The 26,139-nt window shown below is 34.4% G+C and carries 16 protein-coding genes and 1 tRNA gene; 8 read left to right on the plus strand and 9 right to left on the minus strand.

From position 1 onward, the window contains the following. Nucleotides 1–19: 19 nt before the first annotated feature. The 3 genes from pgmB to ACQ0RB_RS04960 all read right to left on the minus strand — a co-directional run bounded on the left by pgmB (nt 20) and on the right by ACQ0RB_RS04960 (nt 3,231). On the minus strand, nt 20–676 hold the full coding sequence (gene pgmB / locus ACQ0RB_RS04950; protein WP_335973614.1) for a beta-phosphoglucomutase: 657 nt from the start codon (nt 674–676) through the stop codon (nt 20–22). 1 nt (nt 677) lies between these two features. Then, nucleotides 678–2,057, minus strand: a complete 1,380-nt coding sequence (locus tag ACQ0RB_RS04955) for an MFS transporter (RefSeq protein WP_430496909.1) — start codon at nt 2,055–2,057, stop codon at nt 678–680. Nucleotides 2,058–2,190: 133 nt separating this feature from the next. After that, nucleotides 2,191–3,231, minus strand: coding sequence for a LacI family DNA-binding transcriptional regulator (locus ACQ0RB_RS04960; protein ID WP_131506090.1), 1,041 nt, complete (start codon nt 3,229–3,231; stop codon nt 2,191–2,193). Nucleotides 3,232–3,538: 307 nt separating this feature from the next. Between ACQ0RB_RS04960 and ACQ0RB_RS04965 the strand changes: the two genes are divergently transcribed. From ACQ0RB_RS04965 to ACQ0RB_RS04985, 5 genes are all read left to right on the plus strand, one after another. Next, nucleotides 3,539–6,448 carry a SusC/RagA family TonB-linked outer membrane protein gene (locus tag ACQ0RB_RS04965; protein ID WP_262732205.1) on the plus strand — a complete coding sequence of 970 codons (2,910 nt, stop codon included), beginning with the start codon at nt 3,539–3,541 and terminating at the stop codon, nt 6,446–6,448. Between the two features lie 12 nt (nt 6,449–6,460). Beyond that, the gene (locus ACQ0RB_RS04970) at nt 6,461–8,356 is read left to right on the plus strand and encodes a RagB/SusD family nutrient uptake outer membrane protein (RefSeq protein WP_430496912.1); all 1,896 of its coding nucleotides are present in this window, start codon (nt 6,461–6,463) and stop codon (nt 8,354–8,356) included. 10 nt (nt 8,357–8,366) lie between these two features. Beyond that, a complete protein-coding gene (locus ACQ0RB_RS04975) occupies nt 8,367–9,668 on the plus strand; it encodes a SusE domain-containing protein (RefSeq protein WP_430496913.1) in 1,302 nt (433 codons plus the stop codon). Nucleotides 9,669–9,735: 67 nt separating this feature from the next. Next, a complete protein-coding gene (locus ACQ0RB_RS04980; protein ID WP_430496914.1) occupies nt 9,736–12,588 on the plus strand; it encodes an alpha-amylase family glycosyl hydrolase in 2,853 nt (950 codons plus the stop codon). A 12-nt stretch (nt 12,589–12,600) separates the two neighbouring features. Then, complete coding sequence (locus tag ACQ0RB_RS04985; protein WP_430496916.1) at nt 12,601–13,521, plus strand: T9SS type A sorting domain-containing protein; 921 nt, start codon at nt 12,601–12,603, stop codon at nt 13,519–13,521. Between the two features lie 59 nt (nt 13,522–13,580). Here the strand turns inward: ACQ0RB_RS04985 and ACQ0RB_RS04990 are convergent, their stop codons facing one another. Genes ACQ0RB_RS04990 through ACQ0RB_RS05005 form a run of 4 tightly spaced genes read right to left on the minus strand, consistent with a single transcriptional unit; the run spans nt 13,581 to nt 19,361 of the window. Beyond that, nucleotides 13,581–16,145 (minus strand): hypothetical protein, encoded by a 2,565-nt coding sequence (locus tag ACQ0RB_RS04990; RefSeq protein ID WP_430496918.1) that lies wholly within the window; start codon nt 16,143–16,145, stop codon nt 13,581–13,583. Between the two features lie 2 nt (nt 16,146–16,147). Continuing rightward, nucleotides 16,148–17,191 (minus strand): UDP-glucose--hexose-1-phosphate uridylyltransferase, encoded by a 1,044-nt coding sequence (locus tag ACQ0RB_RS04995; RefSeq protein WP_430496920.1) that lies wholly within the window; start codon nt 17,189–17,191, stop codon nt 16,148–16,150. A gap of 5 nt (nt 17,192–17,196) precedes the next feature. Then, nucleotides 17,197–18,348, minus strand: coding sequence for a galactokinase (gene galK, locus ACQ0RB_RS05000; RefSeq protein WP_430496921.1), 1,152 nt, complete (start codon nt 18,346–18,348; stop codon nt 17,197–17,199). 14 nt (nt 18,349–18,362) lie between these two features. Further along, nucleotides 18,363–19,361: a GntR family transcriptional regulator gene (locus tag ACQ0RB_RS05005; protein ID WP_335973592.1), complete on the minus strand. Its 999-nt coding sequence runs from the start codon at nt 19,359–19,361 to the stop codon at nt 18,363–18,365. Nucleotides 19,362–19,477: 116 nt separating this feature from the next. Here ACQ0RB_RS05005 and ACQ0RB_RS05010 point away from each other — a divergent pair, with 116 nt between their 5' ends. Further along, complete coding sequence (locus ACQ0RB_RS05010) at nt 19,478–20,638, plus strand: glycoside hydrolase family 53 protein (protein ID WP_430496924.1); 1,161 nt, start codon at nt 19,478–19,480, stop codon at nt 20,636–20,638. Between the two features lie 2 nt (nt 20,639–20,640). Next, nucleotides 20,641–23,076 carry a glycoside hydrolase family 2 TIM barrel-domain containing protein gene (locus ACQ0RB_RS05015; protein ID WP_430496926.1) on the plus strand — a complete coding sequence of 812 codons (2,436 nt, stop codon included), beginning with the start codon at nt 20,641–20,643 and terminating at the stop codon, nt 23,074–23,076. A 41-nt stretch (nt 23,077–23,117) separates the two neighbouring features. Here ACQ0RB_RS05015 and ACQ0RB_RS05020 read toward each other — a convergent pair. Next, nucleotides 23,118–23,199: transfer RNA gene (locus tag ACQ0RB_RS05020), tRNA-Leu, on the minus strand. Nucleotides 23,200–23,321: 122 nt separating this feature from the next. On the opposite strand from ACQ0RB_RS05020, the gene ACQ0RB_RS05025 reads away from it, so the two are divergent. Next, complete coding sequence (locus ACQ0RB_RS05025; RefSeq protein ID WP_430496928.1) at nt 23,322–24,710, plus strand: dipeptidase; 1,389 nt, start codon at nt 23,322–23,324, stop codon at nt 24,708–24,710. A 57-nt stretch (nt 24,711–24,767) separates the two neighbouring features. Here ACQ0RB_RS05025 and ACQ0RB_RS05030 read toward each other — a convergent pair whose 3' ends face one another. Beyond that, on the minus strand, nt 24,768–26,132 hold the full coding sequence (locus ACQ0RB_RS05030; protein ID WP_262732224.1) for a M28 family peptidase: 1,365 nt from the start codon (nt 26,130–26,132) through the stop codon (nt 24,768–24,770). Nucleotides 26,133–26,139 lie beyond the last annotated feature (7 nt).

Raw genomic sequence — 26,139 nt, forward strand, 5'->3', positions numbered from 1 at the left:
TCATCGCTACAACGACAACTTATTTCTTTATTAATTCTTCTATAAATTCTATACTTATTTCAGTGAAATCTTTAAAAACATAATCTGCTTCAGATAACACCGTTTTATCACCTATACCAATTGAAATCATATTGGCATTATTTGCTGCTTGAACACCTGCTACAGAATCTTCAAACACAATGCAATTTTCAGGTTTTTGGTTAAGTGCTTTTGCACCTATAAGGAATACTTCTGGATCTGGTTTTGCCTTACTTACATCGTTACCATCTACAATGGCTTGAAAGTTTGAAATAAGGTTTACTTTTTGAAGTATTTTTCTAGCGTTTTTACTTGCCGACCCTAAAGCTACGCCTTGATTATTTTCATTAAGATGATTTAAAATTTTTGGCACATCTGGAAGAATTTCGCTTTCTCCCATTTTATCTATGTAGCTTAAATAATCATCATTCTTTTTTGCCATTAATGCCATAAACTCATCTTCTGAAATTGTTTTATTTCCCCAAGACAAGATTTTTTCTAAAGATTTTACACGACTTACACCTTTTAGTTGTTCGTTTTGTGTTTCAGTAAAATCAACATCAATACTATTGGCTAATTTTTTCCATGCTAAAAAATGGTATTTTGCAGTATCTACGATAACACCATCTAGGTCAAATATGAATCCTTTTGTATTCATTTTAATTTATTTCGTTTTCTGGTTGATATGAAATTGCGTCTTTATTCACAATAAACAGGTTGCAAAGTGCTGCTAGAATCAAACTAATACCAGCTACAGTCATAGCATTAATAGCATCTTCACCTAAAAGACTAGACACATAATTAATGCCACCAAGTGCTGCTATAATTTGAGGTATTACAATAAACATATTGAAGATACCCATAATAACTCCCATCTTTTTAGGATCTACAGAACTTGATAACATTGCATACGGCATTGAAAGAATACTTCCCCATGCAATTCCTATTAAAATAAAACAGTACTTTAAGGTTTCTGGTGTTGCATAATACATAGCCATAAACCCTACGCCTCCTAGTATAAGAGAACCCATGTGAACAAATTTTCTGTTTATACGCTTTTTTGATGTATACAGTGCTAGTAGTAATGCAAATGCCATAGAAGACAATCCATAAACACCCATTGCAGAACCTACCAAGTTTGATGATTTTTGAAATGCTGTATTTGCCGTATCAAAAGCTTCAGCTTGTGAAACAATAGTTAAATCAAATGCTGCTTCTATTGGTGCAGGTGTGTGAAACACATGCTCTGTAAGTGCAGGATTTGCCATACTCCACATAGTAAAAAACGCAAACCAACTGAAGAACTGTATAAGCCCTAGTTTTTTCATTGTTAGTGGCATTTTGCCTATGTTTTCTAAAATATCAGGAATAAAGCGGTTTTTCTTTTTTCGTTCACGCTCAAATTCCTCCATATCTTCAGGAGGATATTCGGATGTGGTAAATACGGTATATAGTATGCTTATTAAAAATACAACAGCACCAATACCAAAGGCTACTTTTACCGACATTGGCACAACGCCTTTTGGCGCTGCATCGCTAACACCTAGTTGTGATACCATCCAAGGCAAATTACTTGCTATCCAAGTACCAATACCAATAATAAGTGTTTGCACAACAAAACCATATGAACGTTGCGAATTGGGTAGCTTATCTGCTACTAAAGCCCTGAAAGGCTCCATTGAAACATTGATAGAAGCATCAAGAATCCATAAAAAACCTGCAGCCATCCACAAAACTGATGAATGTGGTACTAAAAACAGTGCAAGCGAGCTTAAAATAGCTCCGATTAAAAAATATGGACGACGTCTTCCCCAACGTGGATGCCAAGTTTTATCGCTTAAATAACCAATAATGGGTTGCACTAGTAATCCTGTTAAAGGAGCTGCAATCCATAACAATGGAATAGCATCTTTATCAGCACCAAGTGTTTGAAATATTCGAGACATGAAGCCTCCTTGTAACGCAAAACCAAATTGAATTCCTAGGAAACCGAAACTCATATTCCAGATTTCCCAAAAACTTAAGGAACGCTTTTTCATTAATAGTATAATTTAGATTAATACTATTTTGATAAGCATAAACTCATCAAAACTTATGGTGAGAAGTGAAAATATAAGTTTTGATTTCTGGTGGTAAAGATATAAAAGTTTTTAAATACGCAATGTTAAATTTCTATTTGGTAGATTCTCTTTCAATTAATTCGGTCTCAATTACAACTGTTTGGTAGTTTTCTTCATCGTCTTCATTTTCTAATTTGTCTATCAATAATTCAGCTGCTTGTTCGCCCATAGTTTGCGCATGTTGACTTACCGTTGTTAAACTTGGAGTTGCGTGTTTTGATAAAACTCCGTCAGTAAATCCTATAAACTGTATATCCTCAGGTATTTTTTTCTTTAGCTTTCTGGCTATTTTCATTGCTGTTAGAGCATAAAGTTCATTTACAGCAAAAACACCATCTATCTTTTTATTCTCTTTAAAAAGTTGTTCTATTTCGGCTTCTAGATCTTCTAAATGATCTTCTGAATCTAATTCTTCTACAATTTTCAAAATCAAGTCTGATTGTGGCTCAATACCATGATCCTCCAAAGCTTCTAAATAACCTTGAGTCCTAAGTTTACCTACACTCACATAGTCTTTGGTAGTAATGATTGCTATATTTTTACAACCATTTTCAATAAGTTTATTAACTGCTTTTTTAGAGCCTTTTAAATCGTCTACAATAACTTTATCACAATTAACCTCGTTTACAACCCTATCAAACATCACGATTGGCATTCCTTGATTTATGGTTTCGTAAAAATGATGATAATCTTGTTGTGCTAATGTATCTTTGGAAATAGAGAGCACAAAACCATCTATACTACCATTGGCAAGCATTTCCATATTTATAACTTCTTTATTAAAAGACTCATTAGAAAGCCCAATAATAACATTATAACCTCTTCTATTGGCTACTAACTCGATACCTCTTATCACTTTGGCAAAGAAATAATGTACTATCTCAGGAATTATAATTCCAATAGTTTTAGTTTTTCGGTTTTTTAAGCTTAAAGCAATATTGTTTGGACGATAATTATAGAGTTTCGCAAAAGCCTGAACTTTTTGCTTAGTATCATCACTAATTTCTGCACTATTTCTTAACGCTTTTGAAACCGTAGAAATTGACACATCTAACTCTCTTGCAATCTGTTTTAGGGTAATCTTTCTTTTCATATTTTTTTTGTACCTTATAAAGGTAAAAATTGCTAAATAATTTTCAATAAACATCTTATTGTTAAAATAAGACTCATCTCAATTTTTTTGAAGATGACAATAAAGGTATTACTTTATTACATTTTTAATAATTTTAAGTTGTTTTTTATTGTTTTCTCTCATTTTTAAAAAAGTTTTTAACACGAAAACGTTTTCGCAAGGTAATTAAAAGTAGAACTCCAAGAAGATACACAAAATTTACATAGATTTAACATCGAGAAGTGAAAATATACATAGAAAATTAACAAACTAACATTAAAAGTATTGTATGAAAACAACGTTAAATTGCTTACTGTTTTTGTTCTTTATTATACCATCATTTTTGATGGCTCAAAATAGAGTTTCGGGTACAGTAACAGAACAATCCTCATCATTACCTTTACCAGGAGTAAACGTACTAGTAAAAGGTACAACTCAAGGTACAGCAACAGATTTTGATGGGAAATACCAAATTAACATTAATAATGGTGACATATTAGTGTTTTCTTATCTTGGTTACATTACCCAAGAAATCACTTATACAGGACAATCAACAATTGATGTAAGCCTAGTTGAAGATGCTTCTCAATTAGACGAAGTAGTAGTAATTGGTTATGGTAGTGTAAAGAAAGAAGACTTAACTGGGACTACTGATTTATTAACATCTGACGACTTCAACAAAGGGCCTATTGTATCAGCTCAATCATTAATTAGCGGTAAAGTTGCTGGTGTTAATGTTACATCAGGAGGGGGAGCTCCAGGAGAAGGTCAAAGTATCAAAATACGAGGAACAGGTTCTCTATCATTAGACAGTGAACCGATGTATGTAGTTGATGGTGTTCCAATTTCTGGAGCTATTGGAGGCTCAAGGAACCCACTAAACTTTATCAATCCTAATGATATTGAAAGTTTTGTGGTACTAAAAGATGCTTCTTCAACTGCTATTTATGGGTCTAGAGGTGCAAATGGTGTTATATTGATAACAACTAAAAAAGGAAAGAGTAAAGAGTTTCAATTTAACATTAGCTCTCAAACCACTGTATATGATACATTTAATCAAGTAGATGTTTTAAATGCAGATAGATACAGAGAATTAATAAATAATACTGGAGATGCAGGTGATATTGCTTTATTGGGTGATGCTAACACCAACTGGCAAGACCAGATATATACATTTGCAGTTGGACAAGACCACAACTTCAGCGCTTTAGGAAGTGCCTTTGGAGTGCCAATGAGAGCCTCATTAGGTTTTTCAGATCATGATGGTGTTTTAAAAGGAGATAATTTTTCTAGAGGAACCGCTTCTTTAAATTTTATGCCTAGTTTTTTAGACGATCATTTAAAGTTAGAATTTAATGCCAGAGGTGTTTACACTGAAAATGAATTTGCAAACAGAGGTGCAATAGGTTCAGCAATTATTTTTGACCCTACACAGTCTGTATTCGATTCGAATTCTCCGTTTGGCTATTTTACATGGTTAAATAATGAAAACGTACAAAACAGCTTAGCTGCAACTAATCCAGTAGCGCTATTAGACCTAAGAAGTGATACTTCTGAGATTAGACGTTTTGTAGGTAATGCCAAAGCAGACTATAAATTGCATTTCTTCCCTGATATTACTGCAACTGTAAACGTTGGTATAGATAAATCTAACAGCAACGGTAGAACCATTACTTCTGAAAATATGCCTACTTCAGATCCACTATGGAACGGTTCTAGATATGATTACTCCAATGAAACAATAAATAAGCTATTTGACGCTTATTTAACCTATACTAAGTCATTTAATGATGATGCTCATAACCTTTCAGTTGTTGCAGGACACTCTTATCAATCATTTGAATATCCAACATTTACTTACGATAGCGAACTAGAAGAAGATGGTAACAACCCAATAAACATAGGGAACAATAAAGATGTATTGTTATCTTATTTTGGACGCTTAAATTATGATTATAAAGGCAAATATTTATTAACGGCTTCTTTAAGAGCTGATGCATCTTCTAAATTAAATCCTAATGACCGTTGGGGATATTTCCCTTCTGCAGCAATTGCTTGGAAAATTAGCGATGAAGATTTTATGCAAAACTCAGGATTTGATTTATTAAAACTTAGAGTAGGTTATGGTGAAATTGCTAATGTAAATGGACTTGGTAATTACTTATTCTTGACTAGATATGAAGGTAGTACAGATACTGCACAATACCAATTAGGTTCTTCATTTTATCAAACTTATAGACCAGAACCAATTAACCCTAACCTTCGTTGGGAAGTTGGAAAATCAGTCAACGTAGGTATAGACTATAGTATCTTCAACGGTAGGGTTTCTGGTTTAGTTAATGCCTACATAAGAAAAACAGAAGACTTAATTGCATTAGCAATAGTAGATCCATTTACAAATTTTGGAAACAGAATTGATACTAACATTGGTGATATGGAAAATAGAGGTTTAGAGTTTAACTTAAATGTTGATGCAGTTAAAACTGACAACTTAAAAGTATCCCTTAACTATAATATCTCGTTCAATGACAATGAAATCACTAGCTTACCAACTGACCAACCTCATGGTTTAATTTCATCAGGTGTAGGTAGCAATGTTCAAGTACATAGAGAAGGTGAAGAAGCATCTAGCTTCTTGGTATACCAACAGGTATATGACGATAATGGGACTCCAATAGAAGGTGTTTTTGTTGACAGAAATGATGATGGAATTATCAATGATGATGATAGATATATAAACGAAAGTCCTTTTGCTGATGTATTTATGGGATTAAATGCTAATGTTAGCTACAAAAACTGGGATTTCTCAGTACAATCTAGAGCAAGTTTTGGAAATTACATGTATAATGATGTTGCTGCTAGTAAAGGAATACTTAGTAATGCTACAATAAATAGTGGACTACTTAATAATGTTCATTCAGACTATTTTAACTCAGGCTTTACTGTTTTTCAAGACAGAACAGCTTTCAGCGACCATTTTGTTCAAGAAGCTTCATTCTTTAAGTTAGACAATATTACTTTGGGCTACACCTTAGATAATGCTATAAAAAACACAACCATTAGGTTATTTGGATCATTACAAAATGTTCTTATAGTAACTGATTATGATGGTTTAGACCCTGAAATTAATGGAGGTATTGATAATAACTTCTACCCTAGACCACGTTCATTCGTACTAGGATTAAATGTTGATTTTTAAAAAAATTGTATTATGAAAAATTATATTAAATCATTTATTCTTGTTTCAGTCTTGGCTATAGGTTTTACTTCTTGTCATGACGATTTAAATCAGTCGCCTTTAGACCCTGATTTATTCACTGAACAAGATGTTTTCTCAAACGCAGTTGAAGCTAAAAGTGCTTTAGCTAAGCTGTACTCAAGTTTGGCTCTTACAGGACAACAAGGTCCTGCCGGAAATCCTGACTTAGACCCTAATGATATTGATGAAGGTTTCTCTCAATATTCTAGAATGTTATTTAATTTAAATGAGTTAACTACTGACCATGCCGTGATAGGATGGGGAGATGCTGGCTTACCAGACTTACATGGTATGTACTGGTCTTCTAGTAATGATTTTTCTGAAGCTATGTATTATAGATTAGCTCAAGAAGTATCATTTTGTAATTCATTTATTGAAAACGCATCACAATTAGAAGATGATGAGGTACAAGGATTTATAGCCGAAGCAAGGTTTTTAAGGGCTTTTACCTACTACAATCTTATTGATTTCTTTGGAAACGTACCTCTTCAAACTGTAGTCAGCACAGAATTACCTTTACAAAGCACCAGAGAAGAATTGTTTTCTTTTGTTGAAGCAGAGTTATTAGAAATAGAAGAGTTATTAATTTCTGATGGCGCTAACGAATATGGTAGAGTAGATCAAGTTGCTGCATGGGCTTTATTGTCTAAGCTATATTTAAATGCAGAATCTTGGACAGGACAAAATAGATATTCTGATTGTATTACTTATTCTGATAAAGTGATTAATTCAACCTATTCACTTAACACAAACGATGCCAATGGAAATGGTTCGGCTTATGATGAATTATTTTTAGCCGATAATGATGTAAATGGCGCACAAAACGAATTTATTTTCGCACTAAACTTTGATGGGTTACAATCTACAACTTATGGTGGTACTACCTTTTTAGTTCACGGATCTATTGGAGGATCTATGATTGCAAGTGAATATGGAGTTAATGGAGGATGGGCAGGAATGCGTACCACTAAAAACCTAGTTAATAAATTTGCTAATGATATTGATGATCTAAATGCTGCTCTAGGTTCTCTTTCTGATTGGGGACTTGTTGGAGACGCAACTGTTAATGCATGGGACGGTCCAGATATGGAAATGTATCAAACTGCACCTAATCAATATGCGCTTTATGCCGACTTAAATGCAGGAGAACTTAAATTTAGATTTAATGAAGATTGGGGACAAAACTATGGAGACACTGATGCTGATGGCACATTAGAACCTGGTGGAGCTAATATTGCTATTGCAGCAGCTGGCACATATTTCGTCACTTTAGATTTAGATGGTCTTACATATTCAATTACTCCATTCTCAAGCGATAAACGAGGTATGTTTTATACAGATGGTCAAAATTTAGAAATTTCAGATATAGGAAGTTTTGAAGATGGCTATGCAGTAACTAAGTTTAAAAACATAGACTCAAGTGGAAGTCAAGGGAATGATAGTAGCGGAGAATTTGCATCAACAGACTTACCCTTAATTCGTGTTGCTGAAATTTATTTAAACTATGCTGAAGCTAGCCTTAGAGGTGGTGGTGGAGATAGTAATTTAGCGTTAACATTAGTTAATAACTTAAGAGAACGTGCTTATGGCAACATGTCAGGAAATATATCTTCAGGAGAGTTAACATTAGACTTTATTTTAGATGAACGCTCTAGAGAATTATATTGGGAAGGTCAAAGAAGAACTGATTTAATCCGTTATGGGCTTTTTACCACTGACACCTATTTATGGCCTTTTAAAGGTAATGACGAATTTGGAACATCAGTACCATCTTATAGAAGACTATTCCCTCTTCCATCTAGTACATTAACTACTAACCCTAACCTATCGCAAAACGAAGGTTATTAACAATATAATTATGAAAACAACAATAAATAAAGTATTATTTGTATTAAGCTTGTTTTTTGTTTTCACCTCTTGTGATGACAAAGAAATCATTACGCTTAATAGTGATGCAAACACAGTAGTTACTTTGTCAACTAATTCAGTAGTACTAACAGGTGATACTGCTAGTGAAGAAGCTGTAACAGTATCTTGGACAGAGCCTGATTTTGGTTTTGAATCTGCCACAACATATCGAATTTTGATGGATGTTTCTGGTGGAGATTTTTCAAACCCTCAAACCATTTCAATTGGTAATGCTTATAGCAGAACATTTTTAGTGCAAGAACTTAACAGTAGAGCTATTAATTTAGGTTTAGAACCTGATATGGAGTCTTCCATAGATATAATAGTTGAAACTCGTTTAAGTGAGCAAACAACAATGCAATCTAACCTTGTAACTTTAACTGTAACTCCTTATTCAGCTGTTTTAGACTTAAGCACTACTTGGGGAGTTGTAGGTAGTGCAACACCTAATGGTTGGGATGGTCCTGATGTTCCATTTTATCAATCTTCTACAGCAGGCGTATATGTTGCATATACAACATTAATTGATGGACTTATAAAATTTAGAGAAAATAATGATTGGACTAATAATTATGGAGATGATGGTGCTGATGGAACACTTGAAGCAGGAGGAGCAGATATTCCTGTAACCGCTGGGACATATAAAATTACGTTTAACATTAATGCTCTAACTTATACCTTAGAAGCTTATTCTTGGGGTGTTGTAGGTGATGCAACTCCTAACGGCTGGGATGGTCCTGATATAAATTTAGAATATGACCCAACATCTGATCAATGGAGAGCACTAGCTACATTAACTGATGGTTTAATAAAGTTCAGACAAAATAATGATTGGGGAACAAACTATGGTGATGATGGAGTTGATGGAACACTTGAATTAAATGGCTCTGATATTAGTGTTACAGCTGGTAATTATTTAATAACTGTAAACTTCAATGACTTAACTTATACTCTTGAAGAAGTTGATTTTTGGGGAGTTGTAGGTAGTGCAACACCTAATGGCTGGGATGGTCCTGATGTAGAATTAAGCCTAGATTATACTAGTGATGGTGCTGTATGGTATAATGACAATGTTGATCTAGTTGATGGTCTAATAAAATTTAGAGCAAATAATGATTGGGGGGTAAATTATGGAGATGATGGTGCTGATGGAAGTTTAGAATCTGGAGGAGCAGATATCAATGTAACTGCAGGTAACTATTCTATCTCAATTAATCTTACTGAGTTAACATACACACTTACTCAGAACTAGATTATAAAATTATAACTATAAAGGCTGTATATATTTACAGCCTTTTTCTCTTTAAAAATATAGAGCTATGAAAAAAACTTTACTTTTACTTTTCCTTTTCTTACTTGCTTTTACAAGTTTACATGCGCAACTTTCATGGCAAGGAGGAACTAACCCTGAAGAAAATGACTCTGCAACACTTTTGTTTGATAAAACAGGTACAGGATTAGAGTCTTATTCTGGAACTATTTATGCTCATACTGGTGTAACTTTAGATGATACTGATCAATGGCAGAATGTTATTGGTACTTGGGGAAGCAACAGCACACAACCAGCTTTAACTCTTGTTTCAGGAAATATCTACGAACTAGACCTAACGCCAACAATAAGAGATTTTTACAATAACCCTACAGGTTCTATCACCTCAATTAATGTTGTTTTTAGAAGCGACGACGGATCTCAACAAACCGTTGATCTTGAAATTAGTGTAGGTGCTTTTCAAGTAACTATGATTAATCCTGCACCTAGTGCTAACGGTGTTATTATAGTTGACAATGGTGGTGGCACACAAATTTTAGCCCAAAACAGTAATGGTCCTGCTAACTACGAATTATTTGCTAATGGAGTTAGTATACACACTCAAAACAATACAACATTTTACAACGGTTATTTGTTTTCTGGATTAACCGAAAATCAATATTGCGAATTAGTAGTTACTCAAGGTGCTGCAACTACTTCTCGTTCTTTTTTAATTCTAGTAAATAGCACTATTGAAGAAAGTATACCTTCAAACCTTGAAGACGGAATAAATTATAATGATAGTGACCCTACAACAGCTACATTAGTTATCGATGCACCTAATAAAGATTTTGTGTATGTCGCAGGAAGTTTTAATAATTGGGAGCCAACATCTGCTCATGCAATGAAAAAAGACCCAAGCTCTAGTAAATTTTGGGTAGAATTAACTGGTTTAACTTCTGGCCAAATAGAAACTTATCAATACTGGGTTGGCAGCTTAAACCCTATTGCTGGTTCACCTAAATTAGTTAAAACAGCAGACCCTTATTCAACACTAGTACTGTCTCCTTTTGATGATCCATGGATTTCTGCTACTACATACCCTAACTTGCCTGCCTACCCTGAAGGTCAAGAGCGCGAAGTAACTGTTTTAGAAACTGGTCAAACACCTTACGCGTGGCAAGTAACTAACTTTCAAAAACCTAAAAAAGAAGATTTAATCATCTATGAGGTATTAGTACGCGATTTTGACCAAGACAGAAATTTTCAAGACTTAATTGACAAGGTCGATTATTTTAAAGACCTTAACGTTAACGCAATTCAATTAATGCCTGTAATGGAATTTGAAGGCAATGAAAGTTGGGGATACAATACTTCATTCCACATGGCTTTAGATAAATTTTATGGTACTGAAGAGAAGTTCAAGGAATTAGTAGATGTTTTCCATCAAAACGGAATTGCAGTAATTCTTGATATTGCTTTAAACCATGCTTTTGGAAGAAACCCAATGGTACGTATGTGGATGGACGATCCTGATGGTGATGGTTGGGGAGAACCAAGTAGCGAAAACCCATATTTTAATCAAGTTGCAAAACATAGTTACAGCGTAGGTTCTGATTTTAATCATCAGCAAACAAGAACTCAATATTATGTTGAAAGGGTTGTAAAACATTGGATAGAAGAATTTAACATTGATGGTTTCCGTTGGGATTTAACCAAAGGGTTTACACAAAACTGTGAAAACAGTGATACCTGCACAGATGCTCCCCAACCTGACAGAATTGCAATTTTACAGCAATATGCTGATTATAGTTGGAGTTTAGATCCCGATCATTATGTTATTTTTGAACACTTAGGCAATCCTGCCGAAGAACAACAATGGGCAAATTACAGAATTGATGAAGGAAAAGGTGTGATGATGTGGAAAGAAGTATGGAATGATTATAAAAATCTAGCTCAAGGTAATTCTGCAAACATTAATGCTATGGGTAATACTGCTAGTGGTTTTACTGGCAAAAGAGCCCTTGGCTACCCTGAAAGTCATGATAAAGACCGAATAATGTATGAAATGTTACAATTTGGTAACAGTAATGGCGGCTATGATGTTACAAACTTAAACACAGCATTACAACGTATGTCAACTATTGGTGCTGTTTCATTAACCATTCCTGGTCCAAAAATGATTTGGCATTTTGGTGAGCTAGGTATGGACGTATCCATTTGGACATGTAATAATGGTGTTGTTAATAGTGATTATGATGGTAACAATGATGGTGATTGTAAATTAGACACAAAGCCACAACCACAATGGGTAAACAACTGGATTGCAGACACTAACAGAAGTCAAATTTATAACGATTGGGCTAGGTTAAATGAGTTAAAAATAAATGAAGATGTATTTGAAGGTAACTACTCTATAGATTCAGGTGATACGACACCTCGTATTTATATTTGGGATGATACGCTTCCATCAACAAGTTTAAAAAATGTTGTTATTCTAGCAAACTTTGATGTAACTGCTCAAAACATTGTTCCTGATTTTCCTTATACTGGAACTTGGTATGATTTAATGGATGATTCAGGCAGTTCATCAATTACTGTTTCAAGTACTACTGCTACTATCAACATTCCTGCTGGAGAATTTAGAATTTATGGAAACCAAGCTTCAACTTTAAGCGTTGAAGATTTCTCATCACTATCAACACTTAAAATGTTCCCAAATCCTACTTCAAACTCTTTCAAAACTAATAAAACACTTGATAAAGTTTTGATTTACAACACCACTGGTAAACTGATCTACACTTTTGATGGAGGATTCGAAAAAAATCACGAGTTTAATGTTTCTAATCTGTCTCAAGGATTGTATATGGTTAAATTAGAAAGTAATTCTAACACTACAACTAGAAAACTAATTATTAACTAACACCTATAACTCATGAAGAAACTTTATACTTTAGCTTTAAGCTTTTTATCATTTGGTTTGTTTGCTCAAACTACAGTTCAGTATCCTCAACAGGCAGAAAACTATAACGCGTTTTTTTCTGATAGTGGCGGACATTTTAACCAAAACTCTGATGAGTTTGGTATGTGGGCTAATGGTGGCGGAGCAAAACAATCAGTAGCTTGGAGATCATTTACTGAAACTGGTCTTCCTGGAGGCACACCTTCTACAATGGCTGTTGGTGACAGCTTTACAATTACTGTTTCTGCTACCCAAGCATCTTATGGACAAATTGGTGTGTCACTACTATCAAATCCTTCAACAACATCTTGGGATGACAGAGTGAGTAACTACGCTGTTCAGGTAAACTTAAATGGAAACAGTGGAGCAAATGACCCATGGGAAGTTGTTTCAAATGGTGGCACAATAAACACTTCTTCAATTGGAGGTTCTACAAATTATGCTGATTTTAAATTTCAGTTTACTTTAAATTCTGCCAATACTATGACAGTATCAATAAACGATGGTGCTGAAGTTTTTAATATCACATTAAATAATACTGATATTACTGGTTATTCTGTTTATTTTGCTGATGACTGGAATGGAGCCGCAAATGCCAATATTTACTGGAAACCTGTTACTGAGTACACTTATGCTTCGACCTTAAGTATTAATAATGTAAATGCTGTTCCATTTAACTTATACCCAAATCCAGTTAATGATTCCTTTAAGACCAATAAATCCTTAAATGGACTTCAGATTTATGATATTACTGGTAAGCTAGTAAAATCATTTACTGGTGAGTTTACTAAAAATGATAGCTATGATATTTCGAGTTTAACTAATGGTATGTATTTAGTAAAAATAGAAAACGAAAACGGTGAGTCCATTACATCAAAACTTGTAAAGCTTTAATTGATAATAGTAATTTGAATTAGCCTTAAAAGCTTTCCATTGATTTGGAAAGCTTTTTTTTATTCTAACTTAACTTTTATAATTCCAACTCCATGAGCATCATTTTGTTGTTGCTTAGGTACTTCTGGTCCAATTGAAAACTGGATACTTTCTACTCTATTTACATCAAACTTTGAGTTATTATTGTTCTCAAAATAATAAGGTAAAAAACTTGGGTATGGTCTAGGCAGCGTAACTGTTTTTACTGGTTTTAGTTCTGATAGATTTAGTATATAATCTTTAGTTTCAGCACCTATTTCTATAACGTTCCCAAAAGAAGAACCATCATCCATCACCAAGGCTATTTGTAATTTACATGGTTTATTGTTCAAGGCTCTTCCTGTAAATACCAATTGGTTTTTAGAAGCCAAATCTTTTTGCCTTTGATTTATTTCATCAATCACAAAATGCTTGAATGAATAATCAAAAACAGGCTCAGCATTTAGGTTTTCTTCATCTACCACAAATAGGTTCTCTATGTTCATTTGGTATTCAGCTTCGTTCATATTTTGGGTTGGAATCAATTTAAAACCGCGTCGCCATTGTCTCACCAATTTATCAGAATCCTCTAAGGCATCAAACAGATAAATTGGGTTGTTTGCATTCACCACTCGTGTGGTATATGTCTCTCTATCATAAAAATCCCAAGCAAACGGATTTCCTTCTTTGTCGGCTGGATAGGTTCTGGTTTTTCCATTGGTTTCTACCAAAATATAATAGTTCAAAAAACCTTCTTTCAAATTTTCGACAGGAACCGTAACTTCAAACTTATAAGGTGCAATCTCTTTAAACTCAAGATTAAATCTACTCTCACCATTGTAACCTACTAAACTTATCTTGTCTGGTTGTTCTAGAGCTACATATTGAAGAGAAAAGGTAAATGGTTTGTCAGCACTAATTTCACCCACTTCTTTAAAAGTCATCCAAGGCTTATCAACTGTGGTTTTTGGTGCATAAAACTGATTGAGTTCATAACCCTTAAAATCTTGGTTTTTTGACCATTTTTTTGAGTTTCCTTTTCGACTCAACACATAAGTTCCTGGTCTTACTTGGAAGTTTTTCCCATTTACTTCTGAAGAAAAATTATTACCATCATTAATGGCGATTATTGAGAAATCGCTTCCTAAATCTTTCAGATTAATAGTCATATTTCGGGTTTCCCATTTGATAACGCCTACGGTTTTATCCAAACTGTTTCTTCCAAAAGGATTGTTGACCCAAATAGCATCAGGCTGCACTTCTAATCGCCAAATACCATCATCCAGCTTATCCAAAAAATAAGCTCCTGTTCCATCGTAGGTCACAAGCGTAGAATTTCTTGAACCTGCAATTTCCTTGAGCGATTTTTCATTTTTAGGATGTGATGTAGTACTATTAGTATAAAAGAATTTAGCTTCGGAATTGTATTCAGCTAAATCGGTTTTATAATCGATTTTAAAATCTCCAAACGTAGTGTTTTCAGGATACGTCCCAAAATTAGCATGCATTGGCACTTCATGAAATACTTCAGAACAAATCTTCAATGCCAAAGCTTTTTGCGGTGTGTAATTTAAGTTCATGTAGTGTGTGTTGTATTCAGTATTGGCATACGCCAAATAGGTTGGATCGTATGCAAAATGAGTCCCAATTTGGATGCCAGCACTTCTAAAACTACGTGCCATAGCTGGATAAATGTAAGAACGTCCCACATCGGCAGCATCAAATTCATACACTAACTTTGCGCCTTTATGCTTTTTGAAAACAGCATCAAAAGGCATGTTGTAATCGTTCACATTAGGCAACAAATTACCTTGCAGTTCTTCGCCATAGCCTAAACCTGTTGGATACCATTGAAACGTTCCTCCATCTACTCCTCCTTCAAAATAAGCATCCATAAACTGAACTGCATGACTCATATTATAGAAAATAGGTTTTTTGGTTCCAGTACGTTTCATAGCGTTTACCATACCACTAACAAAATTGGTAACATCTTCCGAATTTCCTCTATGGTGTGGCTCGTTGCTTACTTCAAAAGCAATAATATTAGGTTCATCTTTATAAGCTACTCCAGTGTACGGATTCACATGATTTAAAAACTGAAACAAATAATTCTGTTGCGCTTTTATCGCTTCAGGATTTGTCAAGCAATCGCCTTTTCCATATTTATGCGAAAATCCAGGTGTTTCGGTATCAGGTTCAGGCCAACCGTTTCCCCAAAAAGCAATAGGTGTAATCACATAGTTAATGTTATGGTCTTTAAGCGTTTTTAATAAATAATCGAAAGTATCCAAGTATTCATTCTCCAATAAATTTCCTTCTACATCACTTATTTGAGTATCCCAAACATGCAACCTATAAAGGTCAAAACCTAATCGGGTAAAATGGTACACTTCATTATCAATAGCTGTTTTTGGGTCTATTCCCAATTTTTTAGCAGACCTATAAGCATGTGCAAAAGGAACAGAATAATTAACTCCAAAACCTTTGACTTCTTCATTTGTGTTTTCCCAACGCATTACACCATCATCATCCACATAAACATTAGAATTTTGAGCTATTCCTACTATTGAAAAAAGCACGATAAAAAGAGTTGCTAACTTTTTCATTTTTAAAGGTATTTTGTTGTGTATAAATTATCTGCTAAATGCTTAAGCGTTTGAGCTGCAGTTTCAGGTGTAATATCGCGTTGTGCCATACCAAACATTTCATAGCCTACCATAAACTTTTTTACGGTTGCGCTTCGTAACAAAGGCGGATAAAAACTCATGTGCCAATGCCAATGCTCATTGTTTTCATTGTTAGTTGGTGCTTGATGTATTCCGCTGGAGTATGGAAACGAAGTATTAAACAGTTTATCATAAATTTTGGTCAATACCGAAATAGCTTCAGCAAACAAAATAGTTTCTTCTCTAGGCAACTCAATAATATCTTTTTGAGGCTGCTTAGGCACTATCATTGCTTCATAAGGCCAAATAGCCCAAAAAGGAACCAAGACCACAAAGGCTCTATTTTCAAAAACAATACGCTCTTTAAGTTTTAATTCTTGTTTTAAATAATCCTGAAGTAAAGTATTATTATTCTGCTTGTAGTAGGTTTCTTGATGAATATCTTTTTTTGAAACCTCATTTGGCAAAGTAGATTGACTCCAAATTTGACCATGCGGATGCGGATTACTACAACCCATTACTGCTCCTTTGTTTTCAAAAATTTGCACATAATTGATATTAGGTTGCTTCCCTAAAGACGTAAACTCACTTTGCCAAGTATGAATTACTTTTTGAATATCCTTTACATTCATATCTGCTAAGGACTTGGAATGGTCTGGACTAAAACAAATTACTTTGCAAATACCTTGCTCTGCTTCTGCTTTTATCAATCCATCATTAAGTGAGAATTGTTTAGAATCTTTTTGAAGTGCCGAAAAATCATTGACAAACACAAACACATCTTCATAGTCTGGATTTTTTTCTCCATTAGCTCTTGTATTTCCAGAACACAAATAACAATCAGGATCGTGTGTTGGTCTTGTCTCTTGATTTGTATCTTCCTCCTGCCCTTGCCAAGGTCGTTTTGCACGATGTGGAGACACCAAAACCCATTCACCTATTAATGGATTAAAGCGCTTGTGTGAATATTCTTGTGTATTTTCCATAGCTATTAATTATTAGTAAGGTGTGTACCTTGAGATAATTCGACAAAATAGATAGAGCATTCTCTCTTAAAAGCTTTTCTGTATTTTTTAGAAATGTCCTCTGAAAACGCGTTTACAGCTTCAGCCTTTACAAAATTGATAGTACAACCACCAAAGCCTCCACCCATCATTCTTGCTCCAATTACATGAGGATTATTTCGAGCTTCATCAACTAAAAAATCTAATTCTTTACAACTAATTTTAAATTGATGCTGTGCGCCATAGTGCGCCTCAAAAAGTAGTTTCCCAAAACCCAAAACGTTTTTTTCTTCAAGCATTTTTCCTGCTTTCAAAACGCGTTCATTTTCTTGAATGATGTATAAAGCTTTTTGATATTCGTCTTCAGAAAGTTGATGCTTAACACTGTTAAGCATGGCTTTAGTAGCATCTCTTAAAAAATTCACATTTAGTAATTTTGCTACTTTTTCGCATACGTCTCTTCGATCATTATATTCGGCATCAACCAAATTATGACTTACATTGGTATTGATAAGCATAACCTGATAATCCTCAAATTCTAATGGATATGTTTTTGCTTTTAGTGTTCTACAGTCAAGCAATAATGCTCTGTCCTTTTCACCAAACATGCTCGCATATTGGTCCATAATACCACATCGTACACCAACGTAATTATGCTCAGCTTTTTGGGAAATTTCAATCATTTCCTTTTTAGATAACTCAAGACCAAACAATTCGTTTAACCCAAAAACCACACTGTTCTCTAAAGCTGCTGAAGATGATAATCCAGCTCCTTTTGGGATATCACCACCAAAAACAAAATTGAAAGGTTCTACTTCTATACCTCTCTTTTGTAATTCGCCTACAACACCTACAACAAAATTTCGCCATTGACCATTAGCAATTGGCTTGATTGTGTTTAATGAAAATTCGTACTCCTCGTCTAAATCATTAGCTATTACAGTGCAATATGGTTTTTCAGCTTTTTGTATTGCTCCAACAATACCTTTGTTTATTGCGGCAGGAAACACAAATCCTTCGTTATAATCGGTATGCTCTCCAATTAAATTTATGCGTCCAGGAGAATGCAACACTAAAGGTTGAGTTTTGAATTTATCTTGAAATCTAGTTACGATTTCTGTTGTTAATTTTGGATTCATTAGCGTTTAAAATATTACAATGAATGTCTTATAATAAGTGTATTTGGGTTTTCAATATTTTGCTTTTCTTCTTTAATCAACATTTGAGCTAATCGCTTTCCCATGGCTTTAAAATCAGTTGAAATAGTTGTTATTCCATCCTCTACAACTTCTTTTAAAAGCGTATCGTTATATGAAATAATACCAATATCACTTCCTGTTTTTAATTGTTGCTCTTTTATTTTTTTTATAAGAAGTATTAAATCATGATCGTCTAAAACCAGATATACTTCTCCTTTTTTAAGTATCCTATTATCTAACGAATCAATAACTTCACAAGGAAAATCAATGGACTTTCTAAATTTTTGAAAACCATTTAACATGCCTTTAGGCTGCTTTAAACTTGGAAATAACAACACCACTCTTTCATATTTTTTAATTAAGTGGAATGCGTCATTTAAACTCTTAAAAATGTCGTTTTCAAAATTTTGATGAATAGATGGATAGTGTTGTAATTCTTCAGGCATTTGATCAAGAATATAAACCTTATCTTCTGGAAGTTTATCAATCACCATTTGTGTTTGGCTCATATTTGCAGGCATAATTACATAGTAATTGTAATTTCCAATACTATCATAAATATGCTTTTGGAAAACATCAAAACTAAAATGATGAAAAAAGATATCTACTTGAATATTATCATTTAATTCTTCTAAAAAAGCATTATATAAATCTTCCTTAAATGCATTAAGTTCATCAAAAAGCAAAAACACTTTTCGCTTCACATCTATATTTTCACTTTTAATGTAATAACCTTTACCAGAAACCGACTCAACAATCCCTCGCATTTTCAACTCATTAAAAGCCATCAAAACAGTATCTCTAGACAACGAAAACTTATTCCTAATACTATTAATAGAAGGTAGTTTGTCACCCTTTTTTAGCAATCCACTGGTTAAACCATCTTCAATTGAAGTTATAATTTGTTTATACTTTGGTGCTCCTATTTGTTCTGAAACTGAAATAATACTCATGTGACAAAGATATAAAAAACTGGTAGGTACTGGTAGGGTTTTTGAAAAATATTTTTTAAATTCGCATCAAACAATAGTGTTTTTAAGTATTTTAATCATCAAACTCTTTGATTTTTATGAAATTAACAAAGTCCATATACGCTCTCAATTTAATCCTGTTTTTAGTTTTTGCATGTTCGTCTGATAGTGATAATTCAAACAATCAAGATCCATCAGATGACGATCCTACTCCTATTGAAGATAGTTTTTATTATGGTGCAGATTTATCTTACGTAAACGAAATGGAAGATTGTGGAGCGACATACAAAGATGCAAACGGAGCTACTAAAGACCCTTTTACCATTTTTCAAGAAGCAGGAACAAACCTAGTACGTGTGCGTTTATGGCACAATCCTACTTGGACCAATTACTCAAATTTTAACGATGTAAAAGAAACCATTCAACGTGCTAAAGCAAAAGGAATGGATGTACTCTTAGATTTTCATTATTCCGATACTTGGGCAGATCCAGACACTCAAGAAATTCCAGCAGCTTGGGTAAGTGAAATTGATAACAATGAAACATTAGGAAACCTGCTTTACAACTATACTTATGATACTTTAGAAGCACTTTCTAATGACAACTTATTACCAGAAATAGTGCAAGTGGGCAACGAAATAAATGGTATGATTTTACAACAAGGCGAACTCGTTTGGCCTATCGATTGGACTAGAAATTCGCATTTGATAAATAAAGGCATTGAAGCAGTTAGAGACATTTCAGTAGCCAAAAATAAAAACATTGAAATCATGCTTCACATTGCTCAACCCGAAAATGGCTTGTGGTGGTTTGAACAGGCAACCAGTGCAGGTGTAACTGATTATGACTGGATTGGGCTTTCCTATTATCCAATATGGAGCGATTACAATTTAAGCAACGTGGGTTCTGCCCTAAGCACATTAATCAACACCTACAACAAACGTTTAATGATTGTTGAAACTGCTTATCCATTTACTATGGAAAATACCGATAGTGCCAATAACATTCTTGGAAACGACGCTTTAGTTTCTAGTTATCCTGCTACTCAACAAGGTCAATTAGGGTATTTAAATCAACTCCAAAGCGTCGTAGAAAATGCAGGTGGAGAAGGTATTGTGTATTGGGAACCTGCTTGGGTTTCTACTAGCTGCTCCACGCAATGGGCTCAAGGTTCTCATTGGGACAACGCTACACTTTTTGATCATAATTATCAAGCTACTTTAGGCATGCAATTTTATAACGGTTCACAAGGCAATTAAACATGAAAACTAAAGCACTTCTTTTTTTCTTATCAATCATAATTTTAAGCTGTTCAAAAACTAAAAAGGAGTCTTCCACTCGTGAAATTTTAACTTTAAAAGAAGGCTGGAAATTCCAAAAAGGCAGCTTTCCAGATGCGGCTTCAAGTGATTTTGACGATAACAATTGGGAAACCATAAACGTACCACACGATTGGGCTATTTACGGACCGTTTGACAAAGAAATTGATAAACAAGTAGTAGCCATCACCCAAAATGGTGAAGAAGTAGCCACAGAAAAAACAGGACGCACAGGTGCTTTACCTTACATTGGCGAAGCGTGGTATAGAAATACGTTTGACATACCTAATTATGATAAAAACAAAAAGGTTTTGATTTTATTTGAAGGCGCTATGAGCGAACCTGAAGTCTTCGTAAACGGTAAAAAAGTTGGCGAATGGAAATATGGTTACGCCTATTTCTATTTTGATATTTCTGAGCACATACAAGCAACAAACAATACACTTTCAGTAAAACTCAACAACAAAGGAAAATCTTCAAGATGGTATCCTGGAGCTGGCTTATACAGAAATGTACGTGTTATTTTAAAAAATCAAGAAAGTATTGACCAATGGGGAACCTTCATTACAACGCCAAATATTAATGAAGAGGTTGCTCAAGTAAATGTTAAGACCAAAGTCACAGGAGATAATCTAAAACTAGTTACCACTATTTTTGATGCTGAAGGCAATGAAGTTGTTTCAAATGAAACTACTAAGCGTTTCGGTAACCAATTCGAACAAAACATTGCCGTAAAAAACCCAAAACTGTGGGATACTGAAAATCCTTATCTATATAAAGCTATTTCAAAATTGTATGTGGGCAATACTTTAAAGGATGAAGTCACTACCAAATTTGGTATTCGTGACATCAACTACGACCGAAATACTGGTTTTTCTCTTAACGGAAAACCAACCAAGTTTAAAGGAGTTTGTTTACATCATGATTTAGGCCCTTTAGGAACAGCAGTCAACACCTCAGCTTTAAGACGTCAGTTAGAAATATTAAAAGATATGGGAGCAAATGCTATTAGGAGTTCCCACAATATGCCATCGTTTGAACAACTGGAATTGTGTGACGAAATGGGATTTCTATTTTTAGCCGAAAGCTTTGACGAATGGAAAAAACCAAAAGTTGAAAACGGTTACAACCTATACTTTGATGACTATGCCGAAAAAGATGTGGTCAACTTAGTGCGTGCAACAAGAAACCATCCTTCAATTGTCATGTGGAGTTCTGGAAATGAAGTACCAGACCAATGGGGAAGCGAAGGTGTAAAACGTGCCAAATGGCTACAGGATATTTTTCATCGTGAAGACCCAACACGACCTGTTACTGTAGGTATGGACCAAGTAAAAGCGGTTATGGAATCTGGGTTTGGAGCCATTATGGACATTCCAGGACTAAACTATCGTGTGCATTTATATGAGGAAGCTTACGAACGTTTTCCGCAAGGATTTATTCTAGGTTCAGAAACAGCTTCGACCGTAAGTTCTCGTGGTATTTACCATTTTCCTGTTGAAAAAGGTAGCATGGTGCAACATGACGATTACCAATCCTCTTCTTATGATTTGGAATATTGCAGCTGGTCTAACCTTCCAGAAGACGATTTCATCTTACAGGACAACAAACCTTGGGTTTTAGGCGAATTTGTTTGGACTGGTTTTGATTATTTAGGTGAACCAACACCTTATGACGAAGTGTGGCCATCACGTAGTTCGTATTTTGGAATTAATGATTTAGCAGGCTTGCCAAAAGACCGTTACTATTTGTACCGAAGCAGATGGAATACTAAAGACGAAACCTTACACATCTTACCACATTGGAATTGGGAAGGTCGCGAAGGCGTAACAACACCTGTTTTTGTTTATACCAATTACAATAGTGCTGAATTATTTTTGAACGGAAAAAGTTTGGGTATTCAAACCAAAAATAATAGTTCACCGCAACATCGCTATCGATTAATGTGGATGGATGTAAACTATGAATCTGGAACTTTAAAAGTAGTAGCGCTAGATGATAACGGAAATCCAACTGCTGAAAAAGAGATTAAAACTTCAGGTAAACCACATCAACTAATTTTAGAACCTAACACTACAACTATAAAAGCAAATGGCGAAGATCTTGCTTTTGTAACCGTTTCAGTTGTGGATGAAAATGGGATTCCTTGTCCTACAGCAACTAATCAGTTAAAATTTGAAGTAACAGGCAATGGAAGGTATCGAGCAGCTTGTAATGGAGATGCTACCTCATTGGAGCAATTTCATTTACCAACCATGAAACTATTTAGTGGAAAGCTTGTTGTTTTGGTACAATCCACAAAGGAAGCAGGAGATATTACGCTTACCGTTTCAGGTGAAGGATTAAAACCTTCTAGTGTTCAGTTAAAATCAATGTAATAAAAAAAGCCTCAGTATTTAACTGAAGCTTTCTCGTCTTGTACAGGCGGAGAGACTCGAACTCTCACACCTCGCGGCACTAGATCCTAAGTCTAGCGTGTCTACCAATTCCACCACGCCTGCATTTATTCTCCGAAGTTTCGGGATGCAAATATAAACAATAGTTTCAATATTCAAATAACTTTATTTACTAAAAAATCGTCCTCGATTTTGTATTTTTGGGAGAATTCAAAAAAATACAACATATGCAACATATTCAATCTTATATTGAAGAACATAAAGATCGATTTTTAAATGAGTTGATTGATTTACTCAAAATACCTTCTATTAGTGCTGACTCAGCTTATAAAAATGATGTTTTAAAAACGGCTGATGCTATTAAAACCAGCTTAGAGCTTGCTGGATGTGACCATGTAGAAGTTTGCGAAACCGAAGGTTACCCAATCGTTTATGGCGAAAAAATAATTGATAAAAACCTACCTACCGTTTTAGTGTATGGTCATTATGATGTACAACCACCAGACCCACTTGAGCTGTGGACTTCACCGCCTTTTGAGCCAGTAATAAAAGCAACCGAACTTCATCCTGAAGGTGCTATTTTTGCGCGTGGAGCTTGCGATGACAAAGGCCAAATGTATATGCATGTTAAGGCTATGGAGTTTATGACTAAAACCAACCAACTACCTTGTAATGTGAAATTTATGATTGAAGGTGAAGAAGAAGTTGGTAGCGTTAACCTTTCAAAATTTGTTAAAAACAACCAGGAGAAATTAAAAAATGATGTCATTTTAATTTCTGATACAGGAATGATTGCTAAAGATGTACCTTCTATTACAACAGGCTTAAGAGGATTAAGCTATGTAGAAGTTGAAGTTACTGGACCTAACAGAGACTTACACTCTGGTTTATATGGAGGAGCTGTTGCTAATCCAATAAATGTGTTAACCAAAATGATTGCATCTCTTCATGACGAAAACAATCATATTACAATCCCAGGATTTTATGATAAGGTTGAAAATTTATCAGATGCAGAACGTGCTGAAATGGCAAAAGCACCTTTTTCATTAGAAGACTACAAAAAAGCTTTAGATATTGATGCTGTTTATGGAGAAGAAGGATATACTACAAACGAACGCAACTCAATACGACCAACTCTTGATGTTAATGGCATTTGGGGAGGTTATACTGGCGAAGGCGCTAAAACAGTTATTGCTAGTAAAGCTTACGCCAAAATATCAATGCGTTTAGTACCTCATCAAGATTGGGAGGACATCACACAGTTATTTAAAACTCATTTTGAAAGTATAGCTCCAGCAGGAGTAAAAGTAAAAGTGAAACCTCATCATGGTGGACAAGGTTATGTAACACCTATTGATAGTATAGGTTATCAAGCAGCTTCAAAAGCTTATGAAGACACCTTTGGAAAAACACCAATACCTCAACGTAGTGGTGGAAGTATTCCAATTGTTTCTCTTTTTGAGCAAGAACTGAAAAGTAAAACTATTTTAATGGGATTCGGTTTAAATAGTGATGCTATACATTCACCAAACGAACATTATGGTGTGTGGAATTATTTTAAAGGCATCGAAACTATTCCTTTATTTTATAAGTATTTTACTGAGCTTTCTAAATAATAGTAATAAAAAACCGTTCAATTTCTTGAACGGTTTTTTTATGCTTTTTACAAAAAGTTACTCCTTAACAATTTTATAAGTCCCTGATTTATTAGAAGACGACACTTTTAAAAAATAAATACCTTTAGGCAAATCTTTTGTTTTCAAAGTTGTTGAACCCATAATTTCTGATTTATTTAATAGCAATTTACCTCCAACATCATAAAGAGTAAATTCATAAGGCTCTTCAAAAGAAATATCGATATTGAGTTTACTTTTTACAGGATTTGGAAAAACACTTATTTCAGAATTAGAAAACGGTTCTAAACTCAACGAATTAAAACTCACACAAACACTAAACTCTGAACAACTTCCATTGGTGACTTCAACAGCATAATTACCATTTACAGTTGGTGTAAAAGTTTGCCCTGTTTCACCTGACAATGCAATGTTTGTATCACAATTATACCATTGATAAGATGCAGAAGCATCATTAGAAGTTAATGTACTTGGGCTTTGCGTAATTGTATTATCAACATCAATCAAATTTGCCTTAGTAACCATATAACCCATAATAAGCTTAGCTAATTCATGATAATACGGAAAGTTTAACGTGTTGTACCTATCATTTGAAGAATGGTAAAATGGTGTTTCGTCATTAGTTTCCCAAGACTCTCCTACTAAAACAGCTGTAAAACCTTGATTCCAAAACCTAGCATGATCACTTGCTGTTGTTCCAGGATTTACAACATTAACATTTAAAGTAAAACCATAGGTAGGATCTTCTAAAACTGCAATAATATCATCTTTCATAGCAAGCGAATTGCCAAAATCTCTAACATCAATATCAAAATCGTTATCATCATTGCCATCATAACCCATCATATCAATGTTTAAAACGCCCAAGATATTATCACCATTTGAAGCTGCTTGAGTAGCGTAATAATTTGCACCTAGTAAGCCTATTTCTTCTTCATCCCAAAGTGCATAAACAATAGTATTGTCTAAGCATTGTGTCGATAAAATACGAGCAATTTCTAGTACAGTTGCAACTCCACTAGCATTATCATCAGCACAATAATCGGCAACCGTATCATAATGCGCACAAATAATATAAATATCGTCAGGATTGGTTTTTCCTACTTGAGTTGCAATTACATTTCTACCGTTAGAGTCGAATTGTTGAGCTACTACAGTAATGTTGTCCATTTGCTCAAACCTTTGAACCAAATAGTCTGCTGCCAAATCGTTATTTGCTTGTTGCCTATTAAGAATTGTTACTGTATTTCCGTTAACAACAGTCGATTGCTCACCTGAAAATTCTCTTAAGGTGAGTTGAAGAGAGTCTAAATTGACTTCATTTATAATGTCTGAAATGTTTTGAGCACTTGTAACGAACACAAATGCAAAAACACCTAACAGACTAAAAATAAGCTTCTTCATTTTGGGG

Origin of the sequence: Gaetbulibacter sp. PBL-D1 (assembly GCF_050509525.1) — a bacterium.
In the GTDB taxonomy this organism is placed as follows: Bacteria; Bacteroidota; Bacteroidia; order Flavobacteriales; family Flavobacteriaceae; genus Gaetbulibacter_B; species Gaetbulibacter_B jejuensis.

Bases quoted from the DNA above. Each gene is read 5' to 3' on its own strand.
- pgmB (WP_335973614.1), bottom strand. From the start codon at position 676: ATGAATACAAAAGGATTCATATTTGACCTAGATGGTGTTATCGTAGAT.
- ACQ0RB_RS04955 (WP_430496909.1), bottom strand. From the start codon at position 2,057: ATGAAAAAGCGTTCCTTAAGTTTTTGGGAAATCTGGAATATGAGTTTC.
- ACQ0RB_RS04960 (WP_131506090.1), bottom strand. From the start codon at position 3,231: ATGAAAAGAAAGATTACCCTAAAACAGATTGCAAGAGAGTTAGATGTG.
- ACQ0RB_RS04965 (WP_262732205.1), top strand. From the start codon at position 3,539: ATGAAAACAACGTTAAATTGCTTACTGTTTTTGTTCTTTATTATACCA.
- ACQ0RB_RS04970 (WP_430496912.1), top strand. From the start codon at position 6,461: ATGAAAAATTATATTAAATCATTTATTCTTGTTTCAGTCTTGGCTATA.
- ACQ0RB_RS04975 (WP_430496913.1), top strand. From the start codon at position 8,367: ATGAAAACAACAATAAATAAAGTATTATTTGTATTAAGCTTGTTTTTT.
- ACQ0RB_RS04980 (WP_430496914.1), top strand. From the start codon at position 9,736: ATGAAAAAAACTTTACTTTTACTTTTCCTTTTCTTACTTGCTTTTACA.
- ACQ0RB_RS04985 (WP_430496916.1), top strand. From the start codon at position 12,601: ATGAAGAAACTTTATACTTTAGCTTTAAGCTTTTTATCATTTGGTTTG.
- ACQ0RB_RS04990 (WP_430496918.1), bottom strand. From the start codon at position 16,145: ATGAAAAAGTTAGCAACTCTTTTTATCGTGCTTTTTTCAATAGTAGGA.
- ACQ0RB_RS04995 (WP_430496920.1), bottom strand. From the start codon at position 17,191: ATGGAAAATACACAAGAATATTCACACAAGCGCTTTAATCCATTAATA.
- galK (WP_430496921.1), bottom strand. From the start codon at position 18,348: ATGAATCCAAAATTAACAACAGAAATCGTAACTAGATTTCAAGATAAA.
- ACQ0RB_RS05005 (WP_335973592.1), bottom strand. From the start codon at position 19,361: ATGAGTATTATTTCAGTTTCAGAACAAATAGGAGCACCAAAGTATAAA.
- ACQ0RB_RS05010 (WP_430496924.1), top strand. From the start codon at position 19,478: ATGAAATTAACAAAGTCCATATACGCTCTCAATTTAATCCTGTTTTTA.
- ACQ0RB_RS05015 (WP_430496926.1), top strand. From the start codon at position 20,641: ATGAAAACTAAAGCACTTCTTTTTTTCTTATCAATCATAATTTTAAGC.
- ACQ0RB_RS05025 (WP_430496928.1), top strand. From the start codon at position 23,322: ATGCAACATATTCAATCTTATATTGAAGAACATAAAGATCGATTTTTA.
- ACQ0RB_RS05030 (WP_262732224.1), bottom strand. From the start codon at position 26,132: ATGAAGAAGCTTATTTTTAGTCTGTTAGGTGTTTTTGCATTTGTGTTC.